This window comes from Microbacterium sp. Leaf151 (assembly GCF_001424225.1).
Taxonomy (GTDB): Bacteria; Actinomycetota; Actinomycetes; order Actinomycetales; family Microbacteriaceae; genus Microbacterium.
The window spans coordinates 548,523-572,461 of record NZ_LMOR01000001.1; the positions used below are offsets into that span (position 1 = coordinate 548,523).

The 23,939-nt window shown below is 68.5% G+C and carries 14 protein-coding genes and 1 pseudogene; 9 read left to right on the forward strand and 6 right to left on the reverse strand.

Annotation, left to right across the window (positions count from 1 at the left end; genetic code table 11):
• Positions 1–63: 63 nt before the first annotated feature.
• Entirely contained in the window at positions 64–774 is a 711-nt protein-coding gene (locus ASF76_RS02470) for a TetR/AcrR family transcriptional regulator (protein WP_082484798.1), read from the reverse strand.
• On the opposite strand from ASF76_RS02470, the pseudogene ASF76_RS02475 reads away from it, so the two are divergent.
• The 6 genes and pseudogenes from ASF76_RS02475 to ASF76_RS02500 all read left to right on the forward strand — a co-directional run.
• Positions 773–2,449, forward strand: a pseudogene (locus ASF76_RS02475) (amidase); the annotation flags it as partial. The gene ASF76_RS02470 and the pseudogene ASF76_RS02475 overlap by 2 nt on opposite strands.
• A 371-nt stretch (positions 2,450–2,820) precedes the next feature.
• A complete protein-coding gene (locus ASF76_RS02480) occupies positions 2,821–5,679 on the forward strand; it encodes an aminotransferase (RefSeq protein ID WP_055952396.1) in 2,859 nt (952 codons plus the stop codon).
• A 35-nt stretch (positions 5,680–5,714) separates the two neighbouring features.
• Positions 5,715–6,740: an agmatine deiminase family protein gene (locus ASF76_RS02485; RefSeq protein ID WP_082484846.1), complete on the forward strand. Its 1,026-nt coding sequence runs from the start codon at positions 5,715–5,717 to the stop codon at positions 6,738–6,740.
• A 56-nt stretch (positions 6,741–6,796) separates the two neighbouring features.
• Complete coding sequence (locus tag ASF76_RS02490) at positions 6,797–7,498, forward strand: gamma-glutamyl-gamma-aminobutyrate hydrolase family protein (protein WP_055952402.1); 702 nt, start codon at positions 6,797–6,799, stop codon at positions 7,496–7,498.
• 325 nt (positions 7,499–7,823) lie between these two features.
• Complete coding sequence (locus tag ASF76_RS02495; protein WP_055952405.1) at positions 7,824–9,506, forward strand: hypothetical protein; 1,683 nt, start codon at positions 7,824–7,826, stop codon at positions 9,504–9,506.
• Positions 9,507–9,550: 44 nt separating this feature from the next.
• On the forward strand, positions 9,551–9,811 hold the full coding sequence (locus tag ASF76_RS02500) for a hypothetical protein (protein WP_055952408.1): 261 nt from the start codon (positions 9,551–9,553) through the stop codon (positions 9,809–9,811).
• A gap of 1,787 nt (positions 9,812–11,598) precedes the next feature.
• Here ASF76_RS02500 and ASF76_RS02505 read toward each other — a convergent pair.
• The 5 genes from ASF76_RS02505 to ASF76_RS02525 all read right to left on the reverse strand — a co-directional run bounded on the left by ASF76_RS02505 (position 11,599) and on the right by ASF76_RS02525 (position 21,002).
• Positions 11,599–15,408, reverse strand: a complete 3,810-nt coding sequence (locus ASF76_RS02505) for a P-loop NTPase fold protein (RefSeq protein ID WP_055952412.1) — start codon at positions 15,406–15,408, stop codon at positions 11,599–11,601.
• Positions 15,409–16,169: 761 nt separating this feature from the next.
• The gene (locus ASF76_RS02510) at positions 16,170–17,513 is read right to left on the reverse strand and encodes a dihydrolipoamide acetyltransferase family protein (RefSeq protein ID WP_055952415.1); all 1,344 of its coding nucleotides are present in this window, start codon (positions 17,511–17,513) and stop codon (positions 16,170–16,172) included.
• Between the two features lie 79 nt (positions 17,514–17,592).
• Positions 17,593–18,570 (reverse strand): alpha-ketoacid dehydrogenase subunit beta, encoded by a 978-nt coding sequence (locus ASF76_RS02515; protein WP_055952418.1) that lies wholly within the window; start codon positions 18,568–18,570, stop codon positions 17,593–17,595.
• Complete coding sequence (locus ASF76_RS02520) at positions 18,567–19,697, reverse strand: thiamine pyrophosphate-dependent enzyme (protein ID WP_055952421.1); 1,131 nt, start codon at positions 19,695–19,697, stop codon at positions 18,567–18,569. The genes ASF76_RS02515 and ASF76_RS02520 overlap by 4 nt, the downstream gene beginning before the upstream one ends.
• Before the next feature lie 231 nt (positions 19,698–19,928).
• Positions 19,929–21,002: a histidinol-phosphate transaminase gene (locus ASF76_RS02525; protein ID WP_055952424.1), complete on the reverse strand. Its 1,074-nt coding sequence runs from the start codon at positions 21,000–21,002 to the stop codon at positions 19,929–19,931.
• A gap of 97 nt (positions 21,003–21,099) precedes the next feature.
• Between ASF76_RS02525 and ASF76_RS02530 the strand changes: the two genes are divergently transcribed.
• From ASF76_RS02530 to purB, 3 genes are all read left to right on the forward strand, one after another.
• A complete protein-coding gene (locus ASF76_RS02530) occupies positions 21,100–21,504 on the forward strand; it encodes a phage holin family protein (protein ID WP_055952427.1) in 405 nt (134 codons plus the stop codon).
• A 337-nt stretch (positions 21,505–21,841) separates the two neighbouring features.
• Entirely contained in the window at positions 21,842–22,348 is a 507-nt protein-coding gene (locus tag ASF76_RS02535; RefSeq protein WP_055952429.1) for a low molecular weight protein-tyrosine-phosphatase, read from the forward strand.
• A 27-nt stretch (positions 22,349–22,375) separates the two neighbouring features.
• Positions 22,376–23,755, forward strand: coding sequence for an adenylosuccinate lyase (purB, locus tag ASF76_RS02540; RefSeq protein ID WP_055952432.1), 1,380 nt, complete (start codon positions 22,376–22,378; stop codon positions 23,753–23,755).
• Positions 23,756–23,939 lie beyond the last annotated feature (184 nt).

Here is a 23,939-nt window from a genome sequence, read left to right on the forward strand (position 1 = left end):
CCCACGCACCCCACGCGCCGCGCGCCGGCGTGCGCACGGCGGGCGATCGGCCCGGCCGCGCCGTCAGCGGGGCCGGGCGGAAGCGATCAGCATGTCGAGACCGAGCTCGAATGCCCGAGTGGCCACCGGGTCGGCGGGGTCTTCCTCGGCGAGCGTCTCGAAGGCGGCGGAGAAGCGCGGGAACACCTCTTCCTGTCCCGTGGGGTCGAACACGACGGAGGGTCCCGACATGTCCAGGACGCTGCCGAGGATGAACGACTCGAACGCGGTCAGCAACGGGATGACGTCGCGCAGCGTCCAGCCGGCGGCTTCGGCGGCCGCGGCGAAATCCTCGTACTGGGCGAGGAGGACCGGCGCCGAAGCGCGCTCCGTCATCAGAAGGGGCACCACGCGCGCGTGACGGGCGAACGCTCGCCGGTACGATCGCGCCCAGGCACGCAGGGCATCTTCCCAGGGCAGCTCTCTGAGCGGCTTCGAGTCGATGTGCGCCGAGACGAGCGCCCGGACGTCCTCGATCATCGCCGCGCGGTTGGGGACGTGGTTGTACAGCGACGCGGGGTTGACCCCGAGACGTGCGGCGACGCGGCGCACGCTGGCGCCGTCGGGTCCGTGCCGGTCGACCAGCGCGAGGGCCGTCCGCGCGATGAGATCGCGGCTCAGCAGCGGCGTGTGCGGTCTGACGATGGCGGCCTCCCCGGGTCGGTGCGAGCCTACGTGCGGACTCCGAGATCCACTCTCGCACACGCAAAACAAACGGTGTATGTTTACCGCCATGACCTCCGAGGCCTTCACCGTCGTCGACGCCGACGTCTCCGCCCTGAGCGCCGCCCTCGACTCCGGAACCGTCACCAGCGTCGAGCTCGTCGCGCGCTACCTCAACCGCATCGCGGCCTACGACCGAGCCGGCATCCGCCTCAACGCCGTGCCGGTGTTGAACCCCTGCGCCTTCGACGACGCCCGCGCCTCCGACGCGCGCCGAACCCGCGGTGAAGCGCGCGGCCCGCTCGACGGCATCCCCTTCACCGCCAAGGACAGCTACCGGGCGGAGGGGCTGCCCGTGGCATCCGGATCCCCCGCCTTCCGCGATCTCATCGCGCAGGACGACGCCTTCGCGGTGGAACGGCTGCGCGCGGCCGGAGCGGTGCTCCTGGGCCTGACGAACATGCCGCCGATGGCCGCCGGCGGCATGCAGCGCGGCGTCTACGGCCGCGCCGAGTCGCCCTACAACGGCGACTATCTCTCGTCGGCCTTCGGCTCGGGTTCCTCGAACGGCTCGGGCACCGCCACGGCGGCCAGCTTCGCCGCCTTCGGACTCGGCGAAGAGACCTGGTCGTCGGGCCGGGCCCCCGCCTCGCACAACGCTCTCGTCGCCTACACCCCCTCGCGCGGGGTCATCTCGGTCCGCGGCAACTGGCCGCTGGTCCCCACGATGGACGTCGTCGTGCCGCACACCCGGTCGGTCGCCGATCTGCAGCACGTGCTGGATGCCGTCGTGGCCGACGACCCCGACACCACCGGCGACCTGTGGCGGACGCAGCCGTACATCTCCCTGCCGCGCCCCTCCGAGGTGCGTCCCGAGTCCTTCGTAGCGCTCGAACCGCTGCCGCTCGCGGGGCTCCGCCTGGCCGTGCCGCGCATCTACGTCAACGGCGACCCCGGCAGCGCCTCGCCCATCGTCACGCGCGAGAGCGTCATGCGGCTGTGGGACGACCTGCGCGCAGACCTCGAGGCCGCGGGCGCGGAGGTCGTCGAGACCGACTTCCCCGTCGTGGACCGCTACGAGAAGCTCCACCCCGATGACGAGGACTTCCTCGACCGCGGGTTCGTCACCCGGCGCTTCCTCGACGACGAGGTGGGCGACCTGGCCGTCTGGGCGATGGACGCCTTCCTCCGCCACAACGACGACCCGGCCCTCAACCGCCTCGCCGACGTCGACGCCGCGCTGATCTTCCCGCACCCCCCGGGCGCCCTCCCCGACCGCTACGGGATCTGGCACTACGACATCTCCTACGACATCGCCGCCTACGTGCCCCGGGCGACGGAGTGGGAGCCCGACTGGCGCGACGTGGTGAGCCTCGAAGAGGGCCTGCGCGGTCTCGAGCACACGCGCCGCGTCGACTTCGAGGAGTGGATGGATGCCGCCGGCTTCGACGCCGTGATCTTCCCGACGCAGTCCGACGTGGGCCCCGCCGACGCCGACGTGAACCCCGACGCAGCCGACATCGCGTGGCGCAACGGCGTGTGGGTGTCCAACGGCAACCTCGTGCCGCGCCACCTCGGCATCCCCACCGTCACCGTGCCGATGGGCACGATGGATGACACCGGGATGCCGGTGGGCCTGACCATCGCCGGCCCCGCCTACAGCGACACCCGGCTCGTGCGGCTGGGCTCGGCCGTCGCCGCTCTCGGCGATCGCCGCACGGCGCCGCCGCGAACGCCGGCGCTGCCGGACGAGACGGTGTTCACGACCGCGCGACCGGTCGGCGACACGGCGCTCCGCGTGAGCATCGACACCGTCGAGACCGAGGTGGAGGGCGACCAGACCGTGGTGCGGTTCCGCGCGAGCGTCACCGGCGGGTCCGCGCGCGACGGCGCCGCCTACGTCGACGGCGTGCGCGTCGAGACGCATCTCGACGGCGGTCTTCTGCGGGGCGCCTCTCGCGTCCCGACCGCGGATCACGCGACCCCGGTGAGCCCGTGGACCGCCCCCTACGGACCCCTGGTCGTCGTGGTCGTCCGCGACGACGCGGGCGCCGTGGCCGGAGACCTCGCCACCACCGCCGCCTCCCCCCTCTGACACCCGAGTCCCGAGGAACAGCCATGACCGAGGTCTTCGACTACTTCACGCAGGTCGATCTGCCCACCCCCACCCTCGGCGACGACGAGGTGCGGCGCCTGTTCGCCGACGCGTTCGGCGTCGAGGTCGACCTGCGCGGGCTCGGAAGTCAGCAGGATCAGAACTTCCGGGTGTTCCCCCGCGACTCGACCGAGCCCCTCGGCGTGCTCAAGCTGAGCAACCCGGTGTTCAGCGAGGCCGAGATCGAGATGCAGGATGCCGCCGCGGCCACGGTCGCCGCGCGCAGCCCCCACGTGCGCATCCCGAAGCTCGTGGAGGGACCCCTCGGGGCGATGTCGGCGTGGTGGGACTCGTCGCAGGGGCGCATCCACGCCCGCGTGATCGAGAACATCTCGGGCTTCACGCTCATGGGATCGGGATACCTCTCCCCCGCGGTGGTCGAGGCGATCGGCGCGCTCTCCGGTGCGGTGAGCCTGTCGCTCGCCGACTTCGTCCATCCCGCAAGCGGCCGCGTGCTGCAGTGGGATCTGCGCCACGCGGGCCGCGTCATCGACACCCTCCTCCCCGACGAACCGGATGCCGAGGTGCGCGCGATCGTGCAGCGCGCCGCCGACGCCGCCCGCGCCGCCCTCGCACCGGTGCAGGACGCCCTGCCGGTCCAGGCCGGGCACTTCGACGTCACCGACGACAACGTGCTGCGCGCCGACGGGGCGCTCGTCCCCGACGCCGTCATCGATTTCGGCGACGTGTGCTCCTCGTGGCGCGTCGGCGAGATCGCCACGACCGTGTCATCGGTGCTGCACCACGACGGCGCCTCGCCCGAGACGGCGCTGCCCGCCATCCGCGCCTTCGATCGCCTCCGCGACCTCGACGACGGCGAGATCACGGCGCTCTGGCCCCTCGTCGTTCTTCGCGGCGCCGTGCTGGTGCTGAGCGGTCGCGCCCAGGTGCGTCTCGACGACGCGAACGACTACGCCGCCGTCGCGCTCGATCGGGAGTTCCGCATCCTCGTGCAGGCGGCATCCGTCCCCCTTCCCGTCATCACCGCGGCCACGCGAGCCGCGCTCGGCCGCCCGCCCGCGAACGAACCCGCGTGGACCGCAGACCCGCTGCTGTCGGCGGGCCCCCACGTCGAGCTCGACGCGACGACCGAGTCGCCGCTGAACGACGCCGGCGCCTGGCTCGACGCCGGAACCCTCGACGTGGCCGCCCTCGACGCCCTCGACGCGGGAGCGGCGATCGTGACGGTTCCGGCCTGGCGCGCCCAGCTCACCGGGACGACGGACCCCCTGCCCTCGACCGCCGATTCGATGCCGACCGGTGTGACGGTCTGGCTCGCGCAGTCGACTTCCCTCGCCCCGGGCGACACGCGACGCGACGGCGACGCCCTCGTCTGGACCTCGGGCCGCGAGACGGTGACGATCACGGGCGTGACCGACCCGGCATCCTCCGTCCTGCCCGCGCGCACGCGCCTTGTGCTGCGACGCGGGATCGACCGGTCGACCCCGCCGGCGCGCACCTCGCCCGCCCTCGCCGCTGCCTGGCGCGAGACGGCCGGAGACCCCGGCGTCGCGATCGGCGCTCCCGCCGCCGCCCCGGTCGTCGACGACGTGCTCGCGCGCCGCCACGAGGTGCTCGCCGAGGTGCAGGAGCACTACTACGCCGCTCCCCCGCGCATCGAGCGCGGGTGGCGAGAGCACCTGATCGACGTGAACGGCCGCGTGTACCTCGACATGGTGAACAACGTCGCCTCGGTCGGCCACGCCCACCCGCACGTGGTCGAGGCGGGCTCGCGGCAGATGCACCTGCTGAACACGAACTCGCGCTTCCACTATCGCGCGATCACCGACTACGCCGACCGGATCGCGGCGACCCTCCCCGAGGGCTTCGACACGGTGTTCTTCGTCAACTCGGGGTCCGAGGCCACCGACCTCGCGATTCGTCTCGCGATGGCCGCGACCGGTCGACCCGACATCGTCGCGATGCGCGAGGCCTACCACGGCTGGACCTACGCCAGCGATGCGGTGTCGACCTCGGTCGCCGACAACCCGAACGCCCTGGCCACCCGACCCGACTGGGTCCACACCGTGGACGCCGCCAACTCCTACCGCGGGACCCACCGGGGGACGGATGCCGCGCACTACGCACCCGAAGCGGTCGCGGTGATCGACGAGCTCGCGGCATCCGGTCGCCCTCCGGCGGGCATGATCGCCGAGACGTACTTCGGCAACGCCGGCGGGGTGGCGCTGCCCGACGGCTACCTCACCGAGGTGTACGCCGCAATCCGCCGCCATGGCGGCCTCACGATCGCCGACGAGGTGCAGGTCGGGTACGGCCGACTGGGCGAGTGGTTCTGGGGCTTCCAACAGCAGGGGGCGGTGCCCGACATCGTCGCCGTCGCCAAGTCGATCGGCGGCGGACACCCGCTCGGCGCCGTCATCACCCGACGCGAGATCGCCGACCGCTACCGCACCGGCGGGTACTTCTTCTCCTCGACCGGCGGCTCCCCGGTCTCCGCCGCCGTCGGCATGGCCGTGCTCGACGTCATCGAGCATGAGGGCCTGCAAGAGAACGCGCGCGTCGTCGGCGGCCACCTCAAGAAGCGTCTCGAAAAGCTGGGCGAGAGGCACGAGCTCATCGGCACCGTGCACGGTTCGGGCCTGTACCTCGGCGTCGAGTTCGTCCGCGATCGCGAGACGCTCGAGCCCGCGACCGCCGAGACCGCGGCGATCTGCGACCGCCTGCTCGAGCTGGGCGTCATCATGCAGCCGACCGGCGACCACCAGAACGTCCTGAAGATCAAGCCGCCGCTGGTCGTCACGCGCGCCTCGGTCGACGTCTTCGTCGACGCGCTCGATCGCGTCCTCACCACCGGCTACTGACCCGCCCAACCAGAAAGGAGCACGCCATGTGGCGCATGCCCGCAGAATCCCACCCGCACGAACGCACCTGGATGGCGTTCCCGCGCGAAGGGATGACCCTCGGCGAGGGAGCGGAGAACCGCGAACAGGGCTACCGGGCGTGGACCGACGTGGCTCACGCGGTGCAGGAGTTCGAGCCGGTGACGATGGTCGTCGACCCCAGCGAGATGACCCGCGCCCGGCGCATGCTCGACTCCGCGATCGAGATCGTCGAAGCCCCGCTCGACGAGTTCTGGATGCGCGACGTGGGCCCGACCTTCGTCGTCGATCCCGACCGCCCGGCGGTCCTCGGTGCCGTCGACTGGATCTTCAACGGGTGGGGCGCCCCCGACTGGGCCGAGTGGCAGAAATCGGCCGGCATAGCCCGCCTCGTCGCCGAGCACCTGGGCGCCGAGCGCATCGACTCGCTCCTCGTCGCCGAGGGCGGCGGCCTCCACGTCGACGGCACCGGCACCGTGCTGCTCACCGAGACCGTGCAGCTCGACCCGCGCCGCAACCCCTTCGCCGACCGCTCTCGCGTCGAGGCCGAGATGGCCCGCACGATCGGAGCGACGGATGCCATCTGGCTCTCCCGCGGCCTGACCCGCGACTACGACGAGTTCGGCACCAACGGGCACGTCGACATCGTGGCCACCTTCGCCTCGCCCGAGCACGTCCTCATCCACGAGCAGACGGATGCCACCCACCCCGACTTCGAGGTCTCACGACTCGTCCGTCGCGAGCTCGAGGAGGCCTTCGCCGCGCGCGGCCGCCACGTCACCATCACCGGCATCCCCGCTCCGACCGCGCTCCGCGACGACGAGGGGTGGCTCGACTGGAGCTACATCAACCACCTCGTCACCAACGACGGGGTCGTGCTGTGCGGGTTCGGCGATGACGCGGCCGACGCGCGGGCTCGCGAGATCGTGGCCGACGCCTACCCCGGCCGCCGCGTCGTGACGGTCGACGCCCGCCCCATCTTCGACCGAGGGGGCGGCATCCACTGCATCACCCAGCAGCAGCCGAAGCTCGCATCCGCGTAACGTCTCCGTCGCGCACCCCTGGCATCCTGAAGTTCTCGCTTCTCCCAAGGATTCGCATGCCGTCAGCCGCCCTGTTCCACATCCGCGACACCCGCCCGAACGCCTCGCGCTACCAGGCGCTCCTCGACGACCTCAACGGCGGAGCCGTCACGGCCCTCCGCGACGCCGGATGGACGGTGGCGCTCCACCCCGCAGCCGAACGGCCGCTCGAGACGTTGCTCGACGCCGCCCGCCGCGCCGATGTCGTCGTCATCCTCGGCGGTGAAGACGTCGACCCGCGCGCCTACGGCTCCTCCGACCTCCGGCCGCACGCGACGCCCTACGACCCGGCCGCCGATGAGGCGCAGCTCGCCGTGGTCCGCGACACGGTCGCCGCTGGTCGTCCCCTGCTCGGAATCTGCCGCGGCATGCAGCTCGTCAACGTCGCCCTCGGCGGCACCCTGCACCAGGACATCGCCGGACACCGCCGCCCCGAGGGCGACCCGTTCGTCGCGACCGACGTCCGCTTCGACCGGCCCGATCCGGTCTCAACCTCCGGCGACCTCCTCTGCAGCCACCACCAGTCGGTCGACCGCCTCGGAGAGGGCCTGGATGCCACGGCTCGCGCCGCCGACGGCACCATCGAGGCCGTGCGGCACCGCGATCTGCCGGTCTGGGCGTACCAGTGGCACCTCGAGCACCCGCGGTCGGCCTCCCGCCAGCTCTCACCCGTGATGGCGTCATTGCTCGCCGCGGGCGCACCCGAGCGAGTCGCGTAACCCGACCGCGCGAAGCCGCCCGCGCTCAGTTATGAGCCGACAAGACATCCGATCCAATTGCCAGCCTTCTGATTCAGGCGGCCACGGGGGTTGCTGCCAAGCCCCGTTGGCTCGCCCGCCATCCAGACTGATCCGGTGCGACGACGCCCCCGTCAATCTCAATCGCCACGCTGAGGGCGGCGTCCCCGGCCACTGACTGCATTGCCAGAGGACGACCTTGAAATCCGTCAGTACTGGTGAACCACACTGACGCGCGCTGCACGGAGGATCATGCTGAGCGTCGAATACTCTTGTCAGTCACCGATAGCGGTGGCTTGGGGGGACTATGAAGATTTATCGACGGACCGCGCTTGCAGGCGCCGCCATACTTCTGCTGTTGCTCATCGCCCCGCTCGGTTTCCTTGCCGAGACACTCCCCCTCATAGCTGTGCTACTCACTGGCGGTGCGCTAGTGGCCGGCGCGGTCTGGCTGACGCGATTGTATTTCCGCTCGAGTAACAGCGTCCGACGCGCTCCCGACTTCGGTGATGCCGCCGGCGATCAGATCAGTGTGGCGTCAATCTCAATCGAAGCCGACTATACGGAACCTGCTCTGCCAGCATCTGAGGCAGCCCGGTTCGCCAACATGGTGGCACGGCCGCACACCTACTTCGACCGGATCTCTGAGCGCGTTGAACCTCTCGCCCGGGCGTTGGACGTGTCGACTACCGTGACCTTCTCCGTCCCGCTCAGCGCCTCCACCACGTCAATCGTTCCGCTACTTCTAACCAACCGCGGAGCCCTTTCGAACGGCGTCAAGATAACCGACGCTCAAGGTACGCGTGTCACTTCCGTCCCACAGTCGCGCTTGGCGCCGTACATCATGGCCGTCCTTCGTGTCTTGGTGAAAGCATCGCGCGGCAACGACGCACACGCCGTGTACCGCCGCCAAATCGAACCCGATGTGGCGAAGTTCCTGGTAGCCCACCGGCGTACGAACGCGGGTCTCGCCGACGACATCATGAACCGCATCGACACCCTTCCGTCCGGCGCCCTCACAGGTCCCGTCGTGGATCAACTTCGCGAAACCCTGCGCGATCTCATTCGCCGGCTAGTCGACAACCACCCCATCTGCGTGGAAATTGCGGGCCCGGACGCCCGCCCTGCCTCCGCGGTCGATGAGAGAGAGAAGCTGGACCTGCAAACGACCGAGCCGAGCCGTGCCACGCCGGTCACGCCGACCCGGTTGCGGATGACCATCCGCCAGCGGCTGTACCCTGACTTCCTGTTTCATCGAAGTAAGCCGAGGCGCCCAGGCAATGAGGCAGTGGGGCGTACTCCCTTGGACGCCCTACGAGTGGCCTTCGGTATCCGTCAAGGCCTGATAGTGGTCCCGCTTGCGAACGCCGCCAACACCCGGTCGTACCATCTTGAGGTGATCGGACCGCACGGGTCTTACCTCGCACGCCAGGACATCGTGGACCATAACGACGGGCCCGTAGAGGATCTGCGCGGTGTCCGCGCCGCGCCCCGCCGCGGCCAGCGACACGCTCATCTGCACAGCGTGAACCTCCGACTCAACAACGAGTACATTCCAACTGTCGACTATCGCGCGCAGTTTTATGAGCGGATGCCGGGGTCGATGGCCGCGGCGGCCGCGGGTGCCTTATCGGTCGCGGTTCTTTGCGTGCTAGGCCTTCTTGTCGCTGCGATCAGCCGTGTCGAGGGACTCATTGGCAGTTGGGAGTACGCCGCCGTGATCCTGGCTTTCCCCGTCGTGGCTTCGCTATGGATCGGTGTGGACGGTAATCGTCAACTGAACCAGGGCGTGCTGCTGTCTCGTGTAGTTTCGTTGCTGAGCATCGCGCTCGCCTGCGCTGGCGCAGGGTTGAACATCCTGCAGATTGAGGACCCGGCCTGGTGGTTCGTGCTGACGGTGGCTTCGACCACGAACGCTGCGGCGGCGCTTGCCTCATGGATCTCGCGTGCACGTCTCGAGTCCTACTTCATCAGTCGCAGTATCGACTGATTCACAGATCTCTTGGCCATAATGGATGGGAGCGAGGGAACCACATGGCACATAACTTCAAGGTCACCGACCGCGCCACGGGTTGGTACTTCCCTGGTGAAATGACGCAGCCACCGCGGAAGGCATTGGAAGCGCAGCAGTTCCCAGAACTCTCTACCGCAGAGCTGGAGCAGGCGATCAGCGTCGGCTTGGAATGGGCAGAGCGCGCTGCGAACGGTGAGGAACAGACCATCACGGCCCCCATCGACCTCGCTAGCGTCCCCCGCGGATCGGCGACGACTGCGGAGAGCAACGCCTCAAAGTAACCCGCCGGTTCCTGTCAGTGCCGCGCGCTTGGGGTCAGCGGACCCACGGCGTCTTCTGAGCGACTTTGGACTTGCTCCGGGTTGGAGTCAGTTGCTCGACGGGAACAGCCCGGGTATAACGGACCCCGGCTACGTCAGGAACGTGTTCGAGTGTGCTCACCCGCGGGATCTCGCAGTCCCTGTGGGTCTTCGCTCCGGGACCAGGGTGCTCAGGCGCGCCCAGTTCGAAAAAGGCGCCGACCGCCGCCCTGAATCCAAACCCAAGTCCAGGTCGAAGACCCCAGTCCGCCGTCAGGTGAGGCATTGACGGCGCGCACCCTGGTCCGCAAACGGCCCACGACACCGGCGGTCTGGGTCTTTGGGCTTCGGTGCAGCCGGCCGGGGCTGCTCTACTGTCGAGCGCATGAGCGACTGGACGACGTTCGCGACGATCATCAGGGACTGGACGCTCCCCCTCGTCGCAGCAATTATCGGCGCGATGGCCGGTGGATATGCAACCTTGCGGGTTGCGCGGACGGAGTCGCGGCAAGCGCGGCGTGAGCGCTACGGGAAAGCTAGCCTCGACGCTCTAGGCTCCGTTCGAGTAGCTGTGCAGGCAGCCCGCACCCGCGCCTTTCGCGCCGCCCAACTGAACGAGTGGGGACAGGCTGCCGACGGCCCGGAGGACATCAGCGCGCCGCTGGCCCTTCCCCGGGAGGCACGAGACATCTGGGTCAATTCGCAGTTGGCGGCCATGCTCAAACGGGACCGCGAGGCCAGGCTGGCAATCAGTAGGCGGTCGTTCCATCATCACGAGTCGCTGCTTGAGAAGGTTCCTACCGGGTCGAGGATTTCGACTGGCTGGACGACCAACTCCAGCTCGGCGAGGTCGCTCCGTCCCTCACCTGCGGCATCTATCCGTCCGAGCCGACCGCTCTATCGGGATGGCCCCGAGTATCGTTGTGAGTGCTGGCGCGCAGGCCTCTCTGCTGGTCGGCGAACGCCACGACGGACCGGAGTCTCGAGCGGTTGAGCTCGCCGCCGCCCCGGGATGCCGAGCTGGGGCGTTTCGTTGACAGCGATGTCCTCGGCAGCCGAGCCGCATGCAGCGGTCACGTCGAAAACACCGAGTACAACGCCATCGACGTCCTCGACTCCCTCATCCAGGAATACCTCCTGCGCTCCATCGCGGGGCTCGACGAAGACACGCTGCGGTCCGAGCTGCAGACCGCTCTCGAGTCCGAATCGGAGCCGGCTGGCAACGTCGACTACACGCTGCGTCTCGACGCCGCGTGCGTCGACCGCGCGGGATGTCCCTCGCGTCGAGATCAATGGTTCGCGCTAGCGCGCGCATCTCGGCAAAGAGCCTGCTCATGCGTTCCAATGTCATTTCGATCACATCGCGTTTGTGGACGCGGATCCCACCTATGTCCTAGCTATTCGTGGCACCGAAGGCGTCTCGCATTGATCCGGTGGTGGCGGAAGGACTCGGCCCTTGGAAGGACGCAGACCGTATGCCACACGGATAGTCGATTCCACTTCGAGCGTGGGGAGAAGAATGTTGCGGGGCACTGTCCGGGTGGCGGGCCCAACGGGCTGCCGCACCCGCCACCGCATCGCCGAATGCTCCAGGGGGTAGCCGCGACGGTGATACGGGGCCATGGGCGGAGGGGTGGGAGCACGCAGGAATTGGGCTACACAGTGGCTCCCGCTTCCAAGGTGACGCTGACACAGTTGAATCGGTGGCGAACGACGGAGGCGCGGACTTCACCGGAGTGAGGTGGGTTTGCCATCGCACTCGCCGGCGTTCATGTACGCAATAGCTTCGCGGCAGCGCTGTAGGCTTCTGCGCGTTCCGGAATGCGAGGCTTCCGTTTCCATGTCGCGAGCGCCTGAGCGCTCGACTTTTGACTGCCGTGCACGCCTGCGGCCAACGCGCGAGTGACTGCTGCGTCGGGATGCGCGACAATCCAGTGGTCCATCGCTTCCTGCACGCCCGTCGCGATCAACGCGTCGAACTCCGGATCCGTTGTCGTCGCCCGAAGCGCCGCCGCTGCCGCGACCGCATCCCGTTGCGATTGGACCAAGAGCGGGCGGATTGCGTCGCGGAGCTTCACTCTGACCGGAGGCGCCAAAGGCTCCGTGATGAACGCCCACGCGTCTGCGTGCGCGCCACCGCCGATATCCATCGTGTCGTCCAGAACGACCTGGACGACGTCGGCATAGAGCTCGGCGTTCGCGGCAGCCATGGCCGCAGCAAACGCCTGCCTCGCGTTCGGCGTCGCCCCCGTGGCTTGAAGAAGGTATCGGGCTCCGTCGTCTGCGGAGGCGCTTTCGCTGATGTCCGCCCACCGTTCGGCCGCGGCGCGCATGGCCTCCGACGAGGTTGTTGCGAGGACGACGCTGACCGCGTGATCGAGGCTCAGCTGACTGACCAGCGCCTCTACCCGGGCCCGTACCTCCGGCAAGTCCTCGCCTTCTTCCACGAGATTGTCAACATGAGCTACGAACTCGGCTCGCAGGCGGCTATGGAGCAGTTGCAGGTCAATCAGCGCCCAGAATTCCGCAGTGCTGAGGGAGGAAATGTAGGGAGCGACGAACTTGGACACGGTGACTATTGCGGTGCCGCTCCACGGCATCGCAGCCATCGCTTTCAAGCTGCGCGCTCGATAGGTCCCACCAGAGTTGAAGATCGTTTGCAGCCGTTCGAGCAACATGCCTTCCGCGGAAACTGTCACCTGGCCGCTGGCGAGGACTCGGGCCGCCGCCTGGGTGTACGTTCCAGTGAAGTCGTAGCTGGTGTCGAACCACATCAACAGAGCGCCAAGGGCTTGGTCCCCCCACGTGGGCGGGAGGCCGGCCGCGAGCATGGTGGGTATCAGACGGGTTGCTCCTGGGAGCTTTGAATCGTCGCTAAGCATCGGGACCCAGGCTCCGACTAGCGCGTCTTGCGCCTCTCCTTCTAATTTTGGTGCGAGTTCGATGAGCTCGTCGATTGTTGCTGCGAGAAGGACCCCGTCGTCATCCTGTTCGTCGGGGGCATCCGCCCACGCCGAGAACAGTGCGGATGACAATGCGGACTGCTGTGTCACGCCGCGCTCAGCCATGGTTCGAAGCACGGGGAGGCCTCGTGATGCAGGGAACGAACTGGCCGCTATCCACCGCGCGACGATACCGGCGGCGACGGCTGCGCTCGGAACCCGCTTTCCAGCGACCGGGCCGCCCCATTCAGCCGCGAGAGAGGCCGTTCGAGTTGCGAGGTCGGCTATTCCCGCTTTGACCTCCGGCAGGGGTTCCGAGTCATCCTCGACCGCTGCCACGCTGCTTTCCACACGGTGGAAGCTGAGGTTGGAAAGTTGCTTGCCAGTCAGGGCCAGACGGTTCGCAGCGAGGAGGCCAATGGCGCATTCGTACGTGTCCGCTGGTTGGGCCACGGCCAGACTCAGCGCCTCCTCGTCGGGCACCGGTGCTTCGCCAACGATCCGGCCCGACATCTTCTGGGCGCGAATGAAGTCTGCCTTTTCCGCGGGATCGCCCTCCTCGGAGCGCGCCGCTAGAAAGACCGCGCGCGCCAGCAGCAGAACCGCGCTGCGCTCCGCAAGGTCATCCAAACTCCATTCCCGCCACTTCCCCCAGGATGGCATCGCCTGTACGCCGCGCTCGACCCACGCGGCGAAGTGTTGCTCACCGACGATGGGTTCGAGCATCGCCCGGTTTTCCCAGACGGGGACGCCGCTATCTGCTGGGTCGATCTCGAGCAAAGTATGCGTTAGGGCTGACGCGGTATCGGCCGATGCCGCCTCTATGAGCTTCAGCGCACCCTTGACGTCGGAGAGCCAGGACGGGTGCTTCTCGAGGAGCGTTGTGACTGTGCGGGCGATCTCCGCGCTTTGCAGCGGTGCGCAGGAAGGAACCGCTGCCAGGATTGCGGCCACCCCGTTGCTCTGCTCGGCTTGTCCGAGCTGACGCAGCACGGAGGTCGTCAGCTCGATAAACGTGGCGGTAGCTTCGGCACTGTCGGCTTGCGCTTCGTCCCCGAGTCGCGCGAGGGCCGCCGACTGGTTGTTCGCCAGCGCGGATCGGATGTCTCGCGCTTGGGCGTTGCCGAGCGTGAGGCTGAAGCGATCTTGTCCGAGGTGAAGGAAGGGGTTCAGGTCGATGTCGTCCGGAACCCACCCGGCCGTTCGCGCGAGGAAGCGGAAGAGCGAGGTATGGTCTGCGTCGGCTGGGTTGAAGCCGGCCATTGACAGGTATCTATGGTCGTCTTCGTCGACGTCAACCGCGGAAGCTTGGGACGCAATATGGACAAGGCGCACGTCGTCAAGAGTTGCGCGGAAGAAAAGAGGGAAATCTGTCTTTAGAACGACGACACGGGCCAGCACGTCGAGATGACCGGTGACGAGTCCAGAGATTAGAGAGCGCGAGCCGGTACGAGCTTCGCGTGCTGCGGCAAGCCGATAGTCGCTACTGAAGGCGTTAATGAGTCGAACGACGTGGCGGGGGTCGTTCACGTCGTCGTGGATGAGCATCACTAACACGTCGTCGAGCTTGTCGCCGATTTTCGCGGCTAGAGGTGCCGCCTTTTCGGTGAGCGCGGAGCGTGCATAATCGCGAAGGTCGAACGTCTCGTGGACCGGAACTTCCTGCCTAAGGGTGAAGAGACGGTTCAGGTACTCTTGCGCATTCGTCGTCGTCTTGGCTTCCCCCGTCTCAATGGCGGCACGGACGATCTGCTCATCGATGGCGACGATGAAGATGGGCTGCCGAGATTTTTTGCAGGTGAGCTGAAAACTGCGTATGGCATTCAAGGCCGACAAAATTTGATCCCGCGAGAGGCGATCTATGTCGTCGACGGCGACGACGAGTCTGTTGCTCGCTTTGTCGACGAGGTCGGCGAAAGCCCGCTCCTGCTCATCTGCGGCTTCAACCTTGGCCCGCTGAGAGCTTCGACTACCTGGTGTGAAGAGACCTCCGACGTTGACGGCGCCGAGGTTGACAGTGCTCGCAAGCCAAATGAACGGCGCAAAGAACGCACCCGCGGTCACAAGGGGTATAAGGATCCCACCTAACCACTTCCACACATCCGCCGGTATCAATGCGGCGCTGAGGCCGAGCACCAGGGCAGCGGTGATCACGGCGCCTGCCATGATCAGCCAGAACCGCCGCGCACCGAGTTTAAGTTTGCTTTGCGCCGTCTCAACTAGCCGCCCCACAGGCGACAGCGTCATATCCGAGACGGAAGTAGACTGGGCGCTTCGAAGAGTCTCGAGCACCTCATCAGCGTCCTTCTTGGGCACTTCGCCCGCGTCCACCAATGCCTCAGCGAACGCGTACACGGCGGCGCGGTGAAACCCCACTGGCTCGTGCCGCTCCGCCGACATGCGGATGAGCGTGAGATCTGCGCGTCCAGAGAGCTTGCCGCGGAGCAGTTCGATGACAGTGCTCTTGCCGACGCCGAACTGGCCAAGCAGGCCGATCATACGTCGGTGGGTGGTCGCCTCGGTGACCATCCGATGCAAATTCTCCGCAACGTCATCGTGCCCGAACGCGTCCTGGTCGGCTTCGCTTATCGGGGCATCGACGACGAACCAGTTCTGCGACCTGGAGAGTGCTGCCACTTTTCTACCCGTCCCCCACCGTTTTCTCTTTCACCCGACTCACATAAACATAGCGAGCGGCTCCGACGTCGCTGGCGAGCCCCATCTTGCGGTGTGCAACGGTGACGGCTGTCGAAGGTGATGGCTCACTCGCCGATAGAGGGCGGGAGGAAGCGGAACGGGGCGGGCGACGGCAGTGCTCGAGGCGCGCTCTGAGTGTGCTCGAGCGCACTGTCCCTGTCCGGTGCTGAGAGTGTGCGTGCGCCGTCAAAGCAAGATCTCTATCCCACATCGGCCTCCGCCGGGCAGGTACGGTACCGCGCGGATTCACGGCGAAGAGGCGCCGAACGTCAATGGGTCGGCTGTAGCGGAGGACACTACTGCACTCACCGAGGATATAGGCGTGCCCCGAGCGACCTTCGAGTCGAGCGATAGTCCTCAGCTCGGGCCAGGAGGATCCAGACAGGACCTTGCGAATAGTTTTCTCATCAACGCCAGCCGATTCCGCGACGCTTCTTGGCGTCCGTCCTGCCATCGCCTCGCGCGAGTTCAACGCCAACGAACGAGCGGTCTCCGCGTCCGGGTCAGGACAAGCCTCGTCGGGCCAACCTGGGCACAGCTCCGTCGGCAGCGACCGATGCCGAGCCCGCTCAGACACAGAGACGACGATCAAGGTCAGCCGGTCCCCGGAGGCGTGTGGATCGAATGTGCGATATCGAATCAGTTGACTTGACGCAGATCAGATTCGAGTGGCGTTTGTTCATCTATCGTGGCGTCTCATATCAGTCGAGCAGCAGCGCCGGCTCCTCCAGCACGGATGCCACATCAGCGATGAACCGCGAGATCCCGTCGCCGTCGACCACGCGGTGATCGAACGAACCCGAGACCGTCGTGACCCAGCGGGGGCGCACCTCGCCGTCGACGACCCACGGCTTCTGACGGATCGCGCCGAGGGCGATGATGCCGGCCTCGCCCGGGTTGATGATGGGGGTGCCGGCATCCACTCCGAACACGCCGATGTTGGTGATCGTGAACGTGCCGCCGGACTGGTCGGCCAGGCTCGTCTTGCCCTCGCGGGCGGTGAGGGTGAGGTGCTCGAGGGCCTTGGCCAGCTCGCGCGTGTTCATGCCCTGTGCATCCTTGATGTTCGGCACGAGTAGGCCGCGCGGGGTCGCGGCGGCGATACCGAGGTTGACGTAGTGGCGCACGCTGATCTGCGCGCCGTCTTCGGTGTCGACCCAGGCGGCGTTGATCATGGGCGTGCGGCGCAGGGCCCAGATCACGGCGCGGGCCATGATCAACAGCGGCGAGATCTTCACGTCGGCGAAGTCGGCCGAGGCCTTGAGGCGCTTGACGAGCTCAATGGTGCGCGAGGCGTCGACGTCGACCCACACCGAGACGTGCGGGGCCGAGTACGCGCTCGAGGTCATCGCGTTGGCGGTGGCTTTGCGGACGCCCCGGACGGGAATGGACTCCTCGCGGGCGTCGGCGGACTGAGCTGCGGGAGCGGGAGCGGATGCCGTCGGCGCGGGCGCTGCGGGAGCGGAGACCTCGATCGTCTCCTCGCGCACGTCGCCCCACGCGGGCGTCTCGATGTTGCGGAAGACGCTGGCCTGCTCGGCGTGCTTCACCACGTCGTCGCGGGTGACCTCACCGGCGGTGCCGCTCGGCGTGACCGCCGACAGGTCGACGCCGAGATCGCGCGCGAGCTTTCGGATCGGGGGCTTGGCGACCACGCCGACGGATGCCGCCACCGGACGCTCCGCGGGCTTGCGGCGCCGTGACGACACCGCGCCTCCCGTGCCGTAGCCGACGAGCACGGCGCCGCCCGGGTCGCTGGGCTCGGGGACCGTGGTCGGAGCCGGGGGCGCCGGGGGCGCGGCATCCGCTGAGCCGATCGTGATGATGGGCGACCCGACCTCGACGGTCGCACCCTCGGATGCCAGCAGCTCGCCGACCGTGCCCGAGTACGGCGAGGGCAACTCGACGAGCGACTTGGCCGTCTCGATCTCGACGATCACGTCGTTGACGGCGACGGTGTCACCGGGGGCGACGCGCCACTGCACGATTTCGGCCTCGGTGAGGCCTTCGCCGACATCGGGGAGAACGAACGTCTGATCGGTCACGGTGTGTCCTTTGCTCGGAAGCCAGCTTGTCACCGGGGTCGCCGCGACGGAATGCTCGGGCGAGGCGGAGGGGTGCGGGTCAGTAGGCGAGAGACCGGTCGACGGCCTCGAGGATGCGGTCGGCGTCGGGCAAGTAAGTGCCCTCGAGCTTCGCGGGCGGGAAGGGCACGTCGAAACCCGAGACGCGCAGCACGGGAGCCTCGAGCGCGAAGAACGCCTTCTCCATGACGGTCGCGGCGATCTCGGAGCCGAGCGAGGTGAAGCCCGGTGCCTCCTGCGCGTAGACCATGCGGCCGGTGCGGCGCACCGAGTCGAGCAGCGGGCCGTAGTCGACCGGCGACAGCGACCGCAGGTCGATGACCTCGCAGCTCGTGCCCTCGCTCTCGGCGAGCGCGGCCGCCTGCAGCAGCGTCGTCACCATCGCGCCGTGCCCGACGAGCGTCACGTCGGTGCCGCGGCGCACGACGCGGCTGGCGTGCAGCGGCAGGGCCGGCGCCGACGTGTCGACCTCGCCCTTCTGCCAGTACTTCGCCTTGGGCTCGAAGAAGACGACCGGGTCGGGCGAGTCGATCGCCTGCTGGATCATCCAGTACGCGTCGTTGGCGTTCGAGGGGCTGACCACGCGCAGACCCGGGGTGTGCGTGAAGTACGCCTCGGGGCTCTCCTGGTGGTGCTCGACCGCGCCGATGTGCCCGCCGTAGGGGATGCGGATGACGACGGGCATCTGCAGAGCGCCCTCGTGGCGGTTCGTGAGCTTCGCCAGCTGCGAGGTGATCTGGTCGAACGCGGGGAAGACAAAGCCGTCGAACTGGATCTCGAGCACGGGGCGGAATCCGCCCATCGCGAGACCGATCGCGGTGCCGACGATGCCCGACTCCGCCAGCGGGGAGTCGATGACGCGGCGCTTGCCGAAGTCCTTCTGCAGACCCTCGGTCACGCGGAACACGCCGCCGAGCGGGCCGATGTCCTCGCCCATGAGCAGCACGCGGTCGTTCGTCTCCAGCGCACGGCGGAGCCCGGCGTTCAGAGCCCGACTGATCGGAAGGTTCTCGGTCACTGGGCGCCTCCGTCCATCGACGTCTCGTAGTCGTCGAGCCAGCGCTGCTCCTCCTGGATGAGCGCGTGCGCCTCGGAGTAGACGCTCTCGAACATGTGGCCGCGCGGGATCGTGCCCAGCTCGTTCGTGCGCACGCGCACGTCGTCGGCGAGGGCGGCACCCTCGGCATCCGCGTCGTCGAAGAACTGCTGCGGCGCCCCTCGTCCCTCGAGGTAGATGCGCATGCGGGCGATGGGGTCGCGCCCGGCCCACGCCTTCTCTTCGTCGGAGGTGCGGTACTTCGTGGGGTCGTCGCTCGTGGTGTGCGCGCCCATGCGGTACGTCATCGCCTCGATCGCGCGGGGGCCGCTCCCGGCACGCGCCTCGTCGAGGGCGGTCTTGGTCACGGCGTAGCTGGCGAGCACGTCGTTGCCGTCGACCTGAAGACTCGGGATGCCGTAGCCCTCACCGCGCTTGTACAGCGGCGAGCGCGACTGCGTCGCGACCGGGACCGAGATGGCCCACTGGTTGTTCTGCAGGAAGAACACCTGCGGCGTCTGGAAGCTCGCGGCGAACACCATCGCCTCGTGCACGTCGCCCTGGCTAGAGGCGCCGTCGCCGTAGTAGACCATCACGGCTTCGTCGCTCTCGGGGTCACCCGATCCCGCCTTGCCGTCGAAGACGAGCCCCATGCCGAGGCCCGTGGCGTGCAGGGTCTGCGCGCCGAGCACGAGGGTGTAGATGTGCGTGTTGCCGTTCTTCGGATCGGTCGGGTCCCACCCGCCGTGGGTGAGTCCGCGCATGAGCCGGATGATGTCGATCGGGTCGACGCCGCGGATGCGGGTGACCACGTGCTCGCGGTACGAGGGGAAGATGTGGTCCTGTGCGCGGGCGGCGCGGGCCGAGCCCACCTGCGCGGCCTCCTGCCCGAACGACGGGGGCCACAGGGCGAGCTGTCCCTGTCGCTGCAGGTTCGTCGCCTGCACGTCGAACGCGCGGATCGAGACCATGTCGCGGTAGAACGTCTCGAGTTCGGCGTCGGTCAGGGCGTCGATGAGCGGCAGGTAGCGCTCGGCCGCGGGCGTGGGCGCCAGCGTGCCGTCGGCTGCCAGAACGCGCACGAGAGCGGGATCGTCGAGCGGGGTCATTCCCCCACGCTAACGCCCGACCCATGCTCACGACCGCATGAGGTGCACAACGGATGACGGAATCCGCCGTTGACGTCAGACAAACGGATGCCGCCGGATGGCGCCGCGTCAATGTCCGGTCGCTTCGACGGGCTCAGGGACCTAGGAGCGACCCAATGAAATCGCTGCGCGAGGTGGCTGAGCCTGTCGAAGCCGCCGGGGTGCCGCAACGACCGCGGCCACGTGCCGCGCTCAGGGCGCCGTCGCCGCGGCGACCTCGACGACGCGCTCCAGCGACTCCTCTTCGCCGATGGAGATGCGGATGCCGTCGCCCGCGAACGGGCGCACGATGAGACCCGCCTCCTCGAACGCCGCCGCGACCTCGAGCGTGCGCTCCCCCGCGGCGAGCCAGACGAAGTTGCCCTGCGCGTCGGGCACATCCCACCCGGTCGCGCGCAGGCGGTCGACCAGCCGGTCGCGCCGCTCGGCGATGACGGCGACGCGGTGCAGCAGCTCGCTCTCGGCATCCAGGCTCGAAAGCGCCGCCGCTTCTCCGGCGGCCGTGACCGAGAGGGGGATCGCGGTGCTGCGGGCGGCGTTCAGCACCGCCTCGTTGCCGATGGCGTAGCCGACACGCAGGCCGGCCAGGCCGTAGGCCTTCGAGAACGTGTGGAGCACCACGATGTTGGGCCGGTCGAGCACCGCGCGGACGCGCTCGCCCTCCACCGAGGTGCGGTCGGTGACGAACTCGGCGTACGCCTCGTCGAGCACGACGAGCACGTCGCGGGGCACCTCGTCGATGAACGACGCGAACTCGTCGTAGCCGACGGTCGGGCCGGTGGGGTTGTTGGGGCTGCAGACGATCACCAGGCGCGTGCGGTCGGTGACGGCGGCGGCCATGGCCGGCAGGTCGTGCCGCGCCTCGGCGGTGAGGGGCACCTGCACTCCGGTCGCGCCGGTCACCGCGACCAACGAGGGGTACGCCTCGAACGAGCGCCACGCATAGACGACCTCGTCTCCGGGGCCCGAGGTCGCCAACAGCAGCTGCGCGAGCAGCGAGACGCTGCCGGCGCCGACGTGCACCTCGTTGGAAGAGACGCCGTACCGCGCGGCGAGTCGTTCGCGCAGGCGTGCCGCCGTGGCATCCGGGTATCGGTTGAAGGCCCCCGCAGCGTGGACCGCCTCGAGCACACCGGGGAGGGGCTCGAAGGGGTTCTCGTTGCTCGAGAGCTTGAAGGCGTCGGGGCTGGCCTGCCGACCCTGTCGGTACGCCGGGAGGGCGGCGATCTCGGGACGGATACGGGGCAGGACCGGCTGTTCGCTCACCCCGCGAGCCTATCCGTGGGCCCCCGGGTTTCGTCAGCCCCTCCTCCCCAGCCGCGAGACCCTGACGGCGGTGTCCCTCGCGTGCCAGGGTGGGGGCATGCGCTTCGTCATCCGCATCGCCGTCAACGCCTTCGCCATCTGGATCGTCACGCTGCTGCCCGCGCTGCAGGTGCGCCTCATCCCCTTCGCCCCGGGCGAGTGGGTGCAGGTGCTGCTCACGCTGCTGCTCGTGGGGCTGATCTTCGCCCTCGTCAACACGATCATCGGCACCGTGGTGAAGATCGTCGCCATCCCGCTCTACATCCTCACGCTCGGACTGATCTCGCTGATCATCAACGGCTTCCTGCTGTGGCTGACGGCGGTCATCACCGAGAACTGGGACTGGGGCCTTCGCACCGGCGAGTTCTGGCTGACGGTGGTCGCCGCACTCCTGATCGGCATCATCAACGCTGTGCTCGGCGGCATCCTGCGCCCGCGCCGCGAGGAGCGCGAGCGCCGCTGAGTCCCCGCGTCCGCGGTTCCCGAGCCGAAGGGAGCGCAATCCGCACGCCAGCCCCGGTCGCCGAGCCCGTCGACGGGACCGCAACCCGCGCGCCAACCCAGGTCCCTGAGCCCGTGGAAGGGACCGGAACCCGCGTGTGCTCGGAGGCTTCGACGGGCTCAGCCTCCGTCGTCCGGGATGCCGCCCACCCAGGTCCCTGAGCCCGTCGAGGGGACCGCAACCCGCGTGTGCCCGGAGGCTTCGACACGCTCAGCATCCGTCGTCCGGGATGCGGCTCGGCGTGCTCCGCCAGGAATCGACGGGTGCGGACACGACGCGTCCCCGCCATGATGGAGGGATGACCGCGAGTGCCGACGCGCCCTTCCGCGTCGTGTTCGTGTGCAGCGGCAACATCTGCCGGTCGCCGATGGCCGAGGTGGTCTTCCGCCGTCTCGCCGAGACCGCGGGACTCGGCGCCCACGTCTCGTCGACCTCCGCCGGCACCGGCGACTGGCACGTCGGCGAGCGCGCCGACCACCGCACGATCGCCGCCCTCGATCGCCTCGGCTACGACGGCGCGGCCCATCGCGCGCGGCAGTTCCAGTACGCCGACTTCACCCGCAACGACCTCGTCGTCGCGCTCGACCGCAGCCACGAACGGGTGCTGCGCGGCTGGGCGCAGAGCGACGACGACACCGACAAGATCGCGCTGCTGCAGTCCTTCCTTCCGGATGCCGAGACCCCCGACGTACCCGACCCGTACTACGCGGGGGCCCCGATGTTCGACGAGGTGCTCGGTATGATCGAACGCGCAAGCCGAGCCCTGTTCCGACAGCTCGAGCCCGCCATCCGTTCCGCGGGCTGATCCGTTCGCGCGACCCCCGGGAGACCCGTGTCCTCTCTGCCTCCGCAGCCCCTCAGCCCGCTCGACGGTCGGTACTTCGCCACCGTGTCCGAGATCGGCGACTACCTGTCGGAGGCGGGCCTGAACCGCGCCCGCGTCGAGGTCGAGGTCGAGTGGCTGCTCGCCCTGACCGACCGTTCCCTGTTCGGCACCTCGCCCGTGTCCGACGCCGACCGGGGGCGCCTCCGTGCGCTGTACGAGGACTTCGGCGCCGACGAGATCGCCTGGCTCGCCGCCAAAGAGGCCGTCACCCGCCACGACGTGAAGGCCGTCGAGTACCTCGTGCGCGACCGTCTCGACAGCCTCGGGCTCACCGGCCTCGCCGAACTGACACACTTCGCCTGCACGAGCGAAGACATCAACTCCACCGCCTACGCCCTCACCGTGCAGCGCGCGGTCGAGCGCGTGTGGCTGCCCAAGCTCCGCTCGGTCACTGCCGCCCTCGCCGAGCTCGCCGTCGCGCACCGCGACGCCGCGATGCTCTCGCGCACGCACGGTCAGCCGGCCACGCCCACAACGATGGGCAAAGAGATCGGCGTCTTCGCGTGGCGACTCGAGCGCGTCATCCGCCAGCTGGATGCCGGGGAGTACCTCGCGAAGTTCTCCGGGGCCACCGGCACCTGGTCGGCGCACGTCGCCGCCGAGCCCGACGTCGACTGGCCGGCGCTCACGCGGGAGTTCATCGAGTCGCTCGGCCTGGGCTTCAACCCGGTCACGACGCAGATCGAGTCGCACGATTGGCAGGTCGAACTGTACGACCGCGCGCGTCACGCGGGCGGCATCCTGCACAACCTCGCCACCGACATCTGGACCTACATCTCGCTCGGGTACTTCACCCAGATCCCCGTGGCCGGAGCCACCGGATCGTCGACGATGCCGCACAAGATCAACCCGATCCGTTTCGAGAACGCCGAGGCGAACCTCGAGATCGCCGGCGGACTCTTCAGCACCCTGGCATCCACCCTCGTCACCAGCCGTCTGCAGCGCGACCTGACCGACTCGACGACGCAGCGCAACATCGGCGTCGCGTTCGGTCACTCCCTGCTCGCGCTCGACAACCTCCAGCGCGGTCTCACCGAGATCTCGCTCGCCGAGGACGTGCTTCTCGCCGACCTCGACGTGAACTGGGAGGTGCTCGCCGAAGCCATCCAGACCGTGGTGCGCGCCGAGATCGCCGCCGGTCGCTCGCAGATCACCGACCCCTACGCGCTGCTCAAGGACCTCACGCGCGGTCGCCGCGTCGGCGCTCCCGAGCTGGCCGAGTTCGTGCGCGGACTCGACATCGGCGATGCCGCGAAGCAGCGCCTGCTCGCCCTGACGCCCGCCGCTTACGCGGGCTTGGCGTCGCGAGTGGTCGACGCGCTGTAGGCCCGTCCGCTCCCCGCGCGCCGCGCCAGCCTCACTCCCGGTCGCTTCACCCCTCGGTGGCGCCAGCCTCACCGCCGGTCGCTCGACCGGTGGGTCGCGCGCGCCTCACCCCCGGTCGCTCGACCGGTGGGTCGCGCGCGCCTGCCGCTGCGCCGCTCTTCCTGCTGAGCGTCCAAAACACGCC

Excerpts from the sequence above, each read along its gene's own strand:
- ASF76_RS02470 (WP_082484798.1), bottom strand. The coding sequence starts at position 774 with ATGGCGGTAAACATACACCGTTTGTTTTGCGTGTGCGAGAGTGGATCT.
- ASF76_RS02480 (WP_055952396.1), top strand. The coding sequence starts at position 2,821 with ATGACCGAGGTCTTCGACTACTTCACGCAGGTCGATCTGCCCACCCCC.
- ASF76_RS02485 (WP_082484846.1), top strand. The coding sequence starts at position 5,715 with ATGCCCGCAGAATCCCACCCGCACGAACGCACCTGGATGGCGTTCCCG.
- ASF76_RS02490 (WP_055952402.1), top strand. The coding sequence starts at position 6,797 with ATGCCGTCAGCCGCCCTGTTCCACATCCGCGACACCCGCCCGAACGCC.
- ASF76_RS02495 (WP_055952405.1), top strand. The coding sequence starts at position 7,824 with ATGAAGATTTATCGACGGACCGCGCTTGCAGGCGCCGCCATACTTCTG.
- ASF76_RS02500 (WP_055952408.1), top strand. The coding sequence starts at position 9,551 with ATGGCACATAACTTCAAGGTCACCGACCGCGCCACGGGTTGGTACTTC.
- ASF76_RS02520 (WP_055952421.1), bottom strand. The coding sequence starts at position 19,697 with ATGACCCCGCTCGACGATCCCGCTCTCGTGCGCGTTCTGGCAGCCGAC.
- ASF76_RS02530 (WP_055952427.1), top strand. The coding sequence starts at position 21,100 with ATGCGCTTCGTCATCCGCATCGCCGTCAACGCCTTCGCCATCTGGATC.
- ASF76_RS02535 (WP_055952429.1), top strand. The coding sequence starts at position 21,842 with ATGACCGCGAGTGCCGACGCGCCCTTCCGCGTCGTGTTCGTGTGCAGC.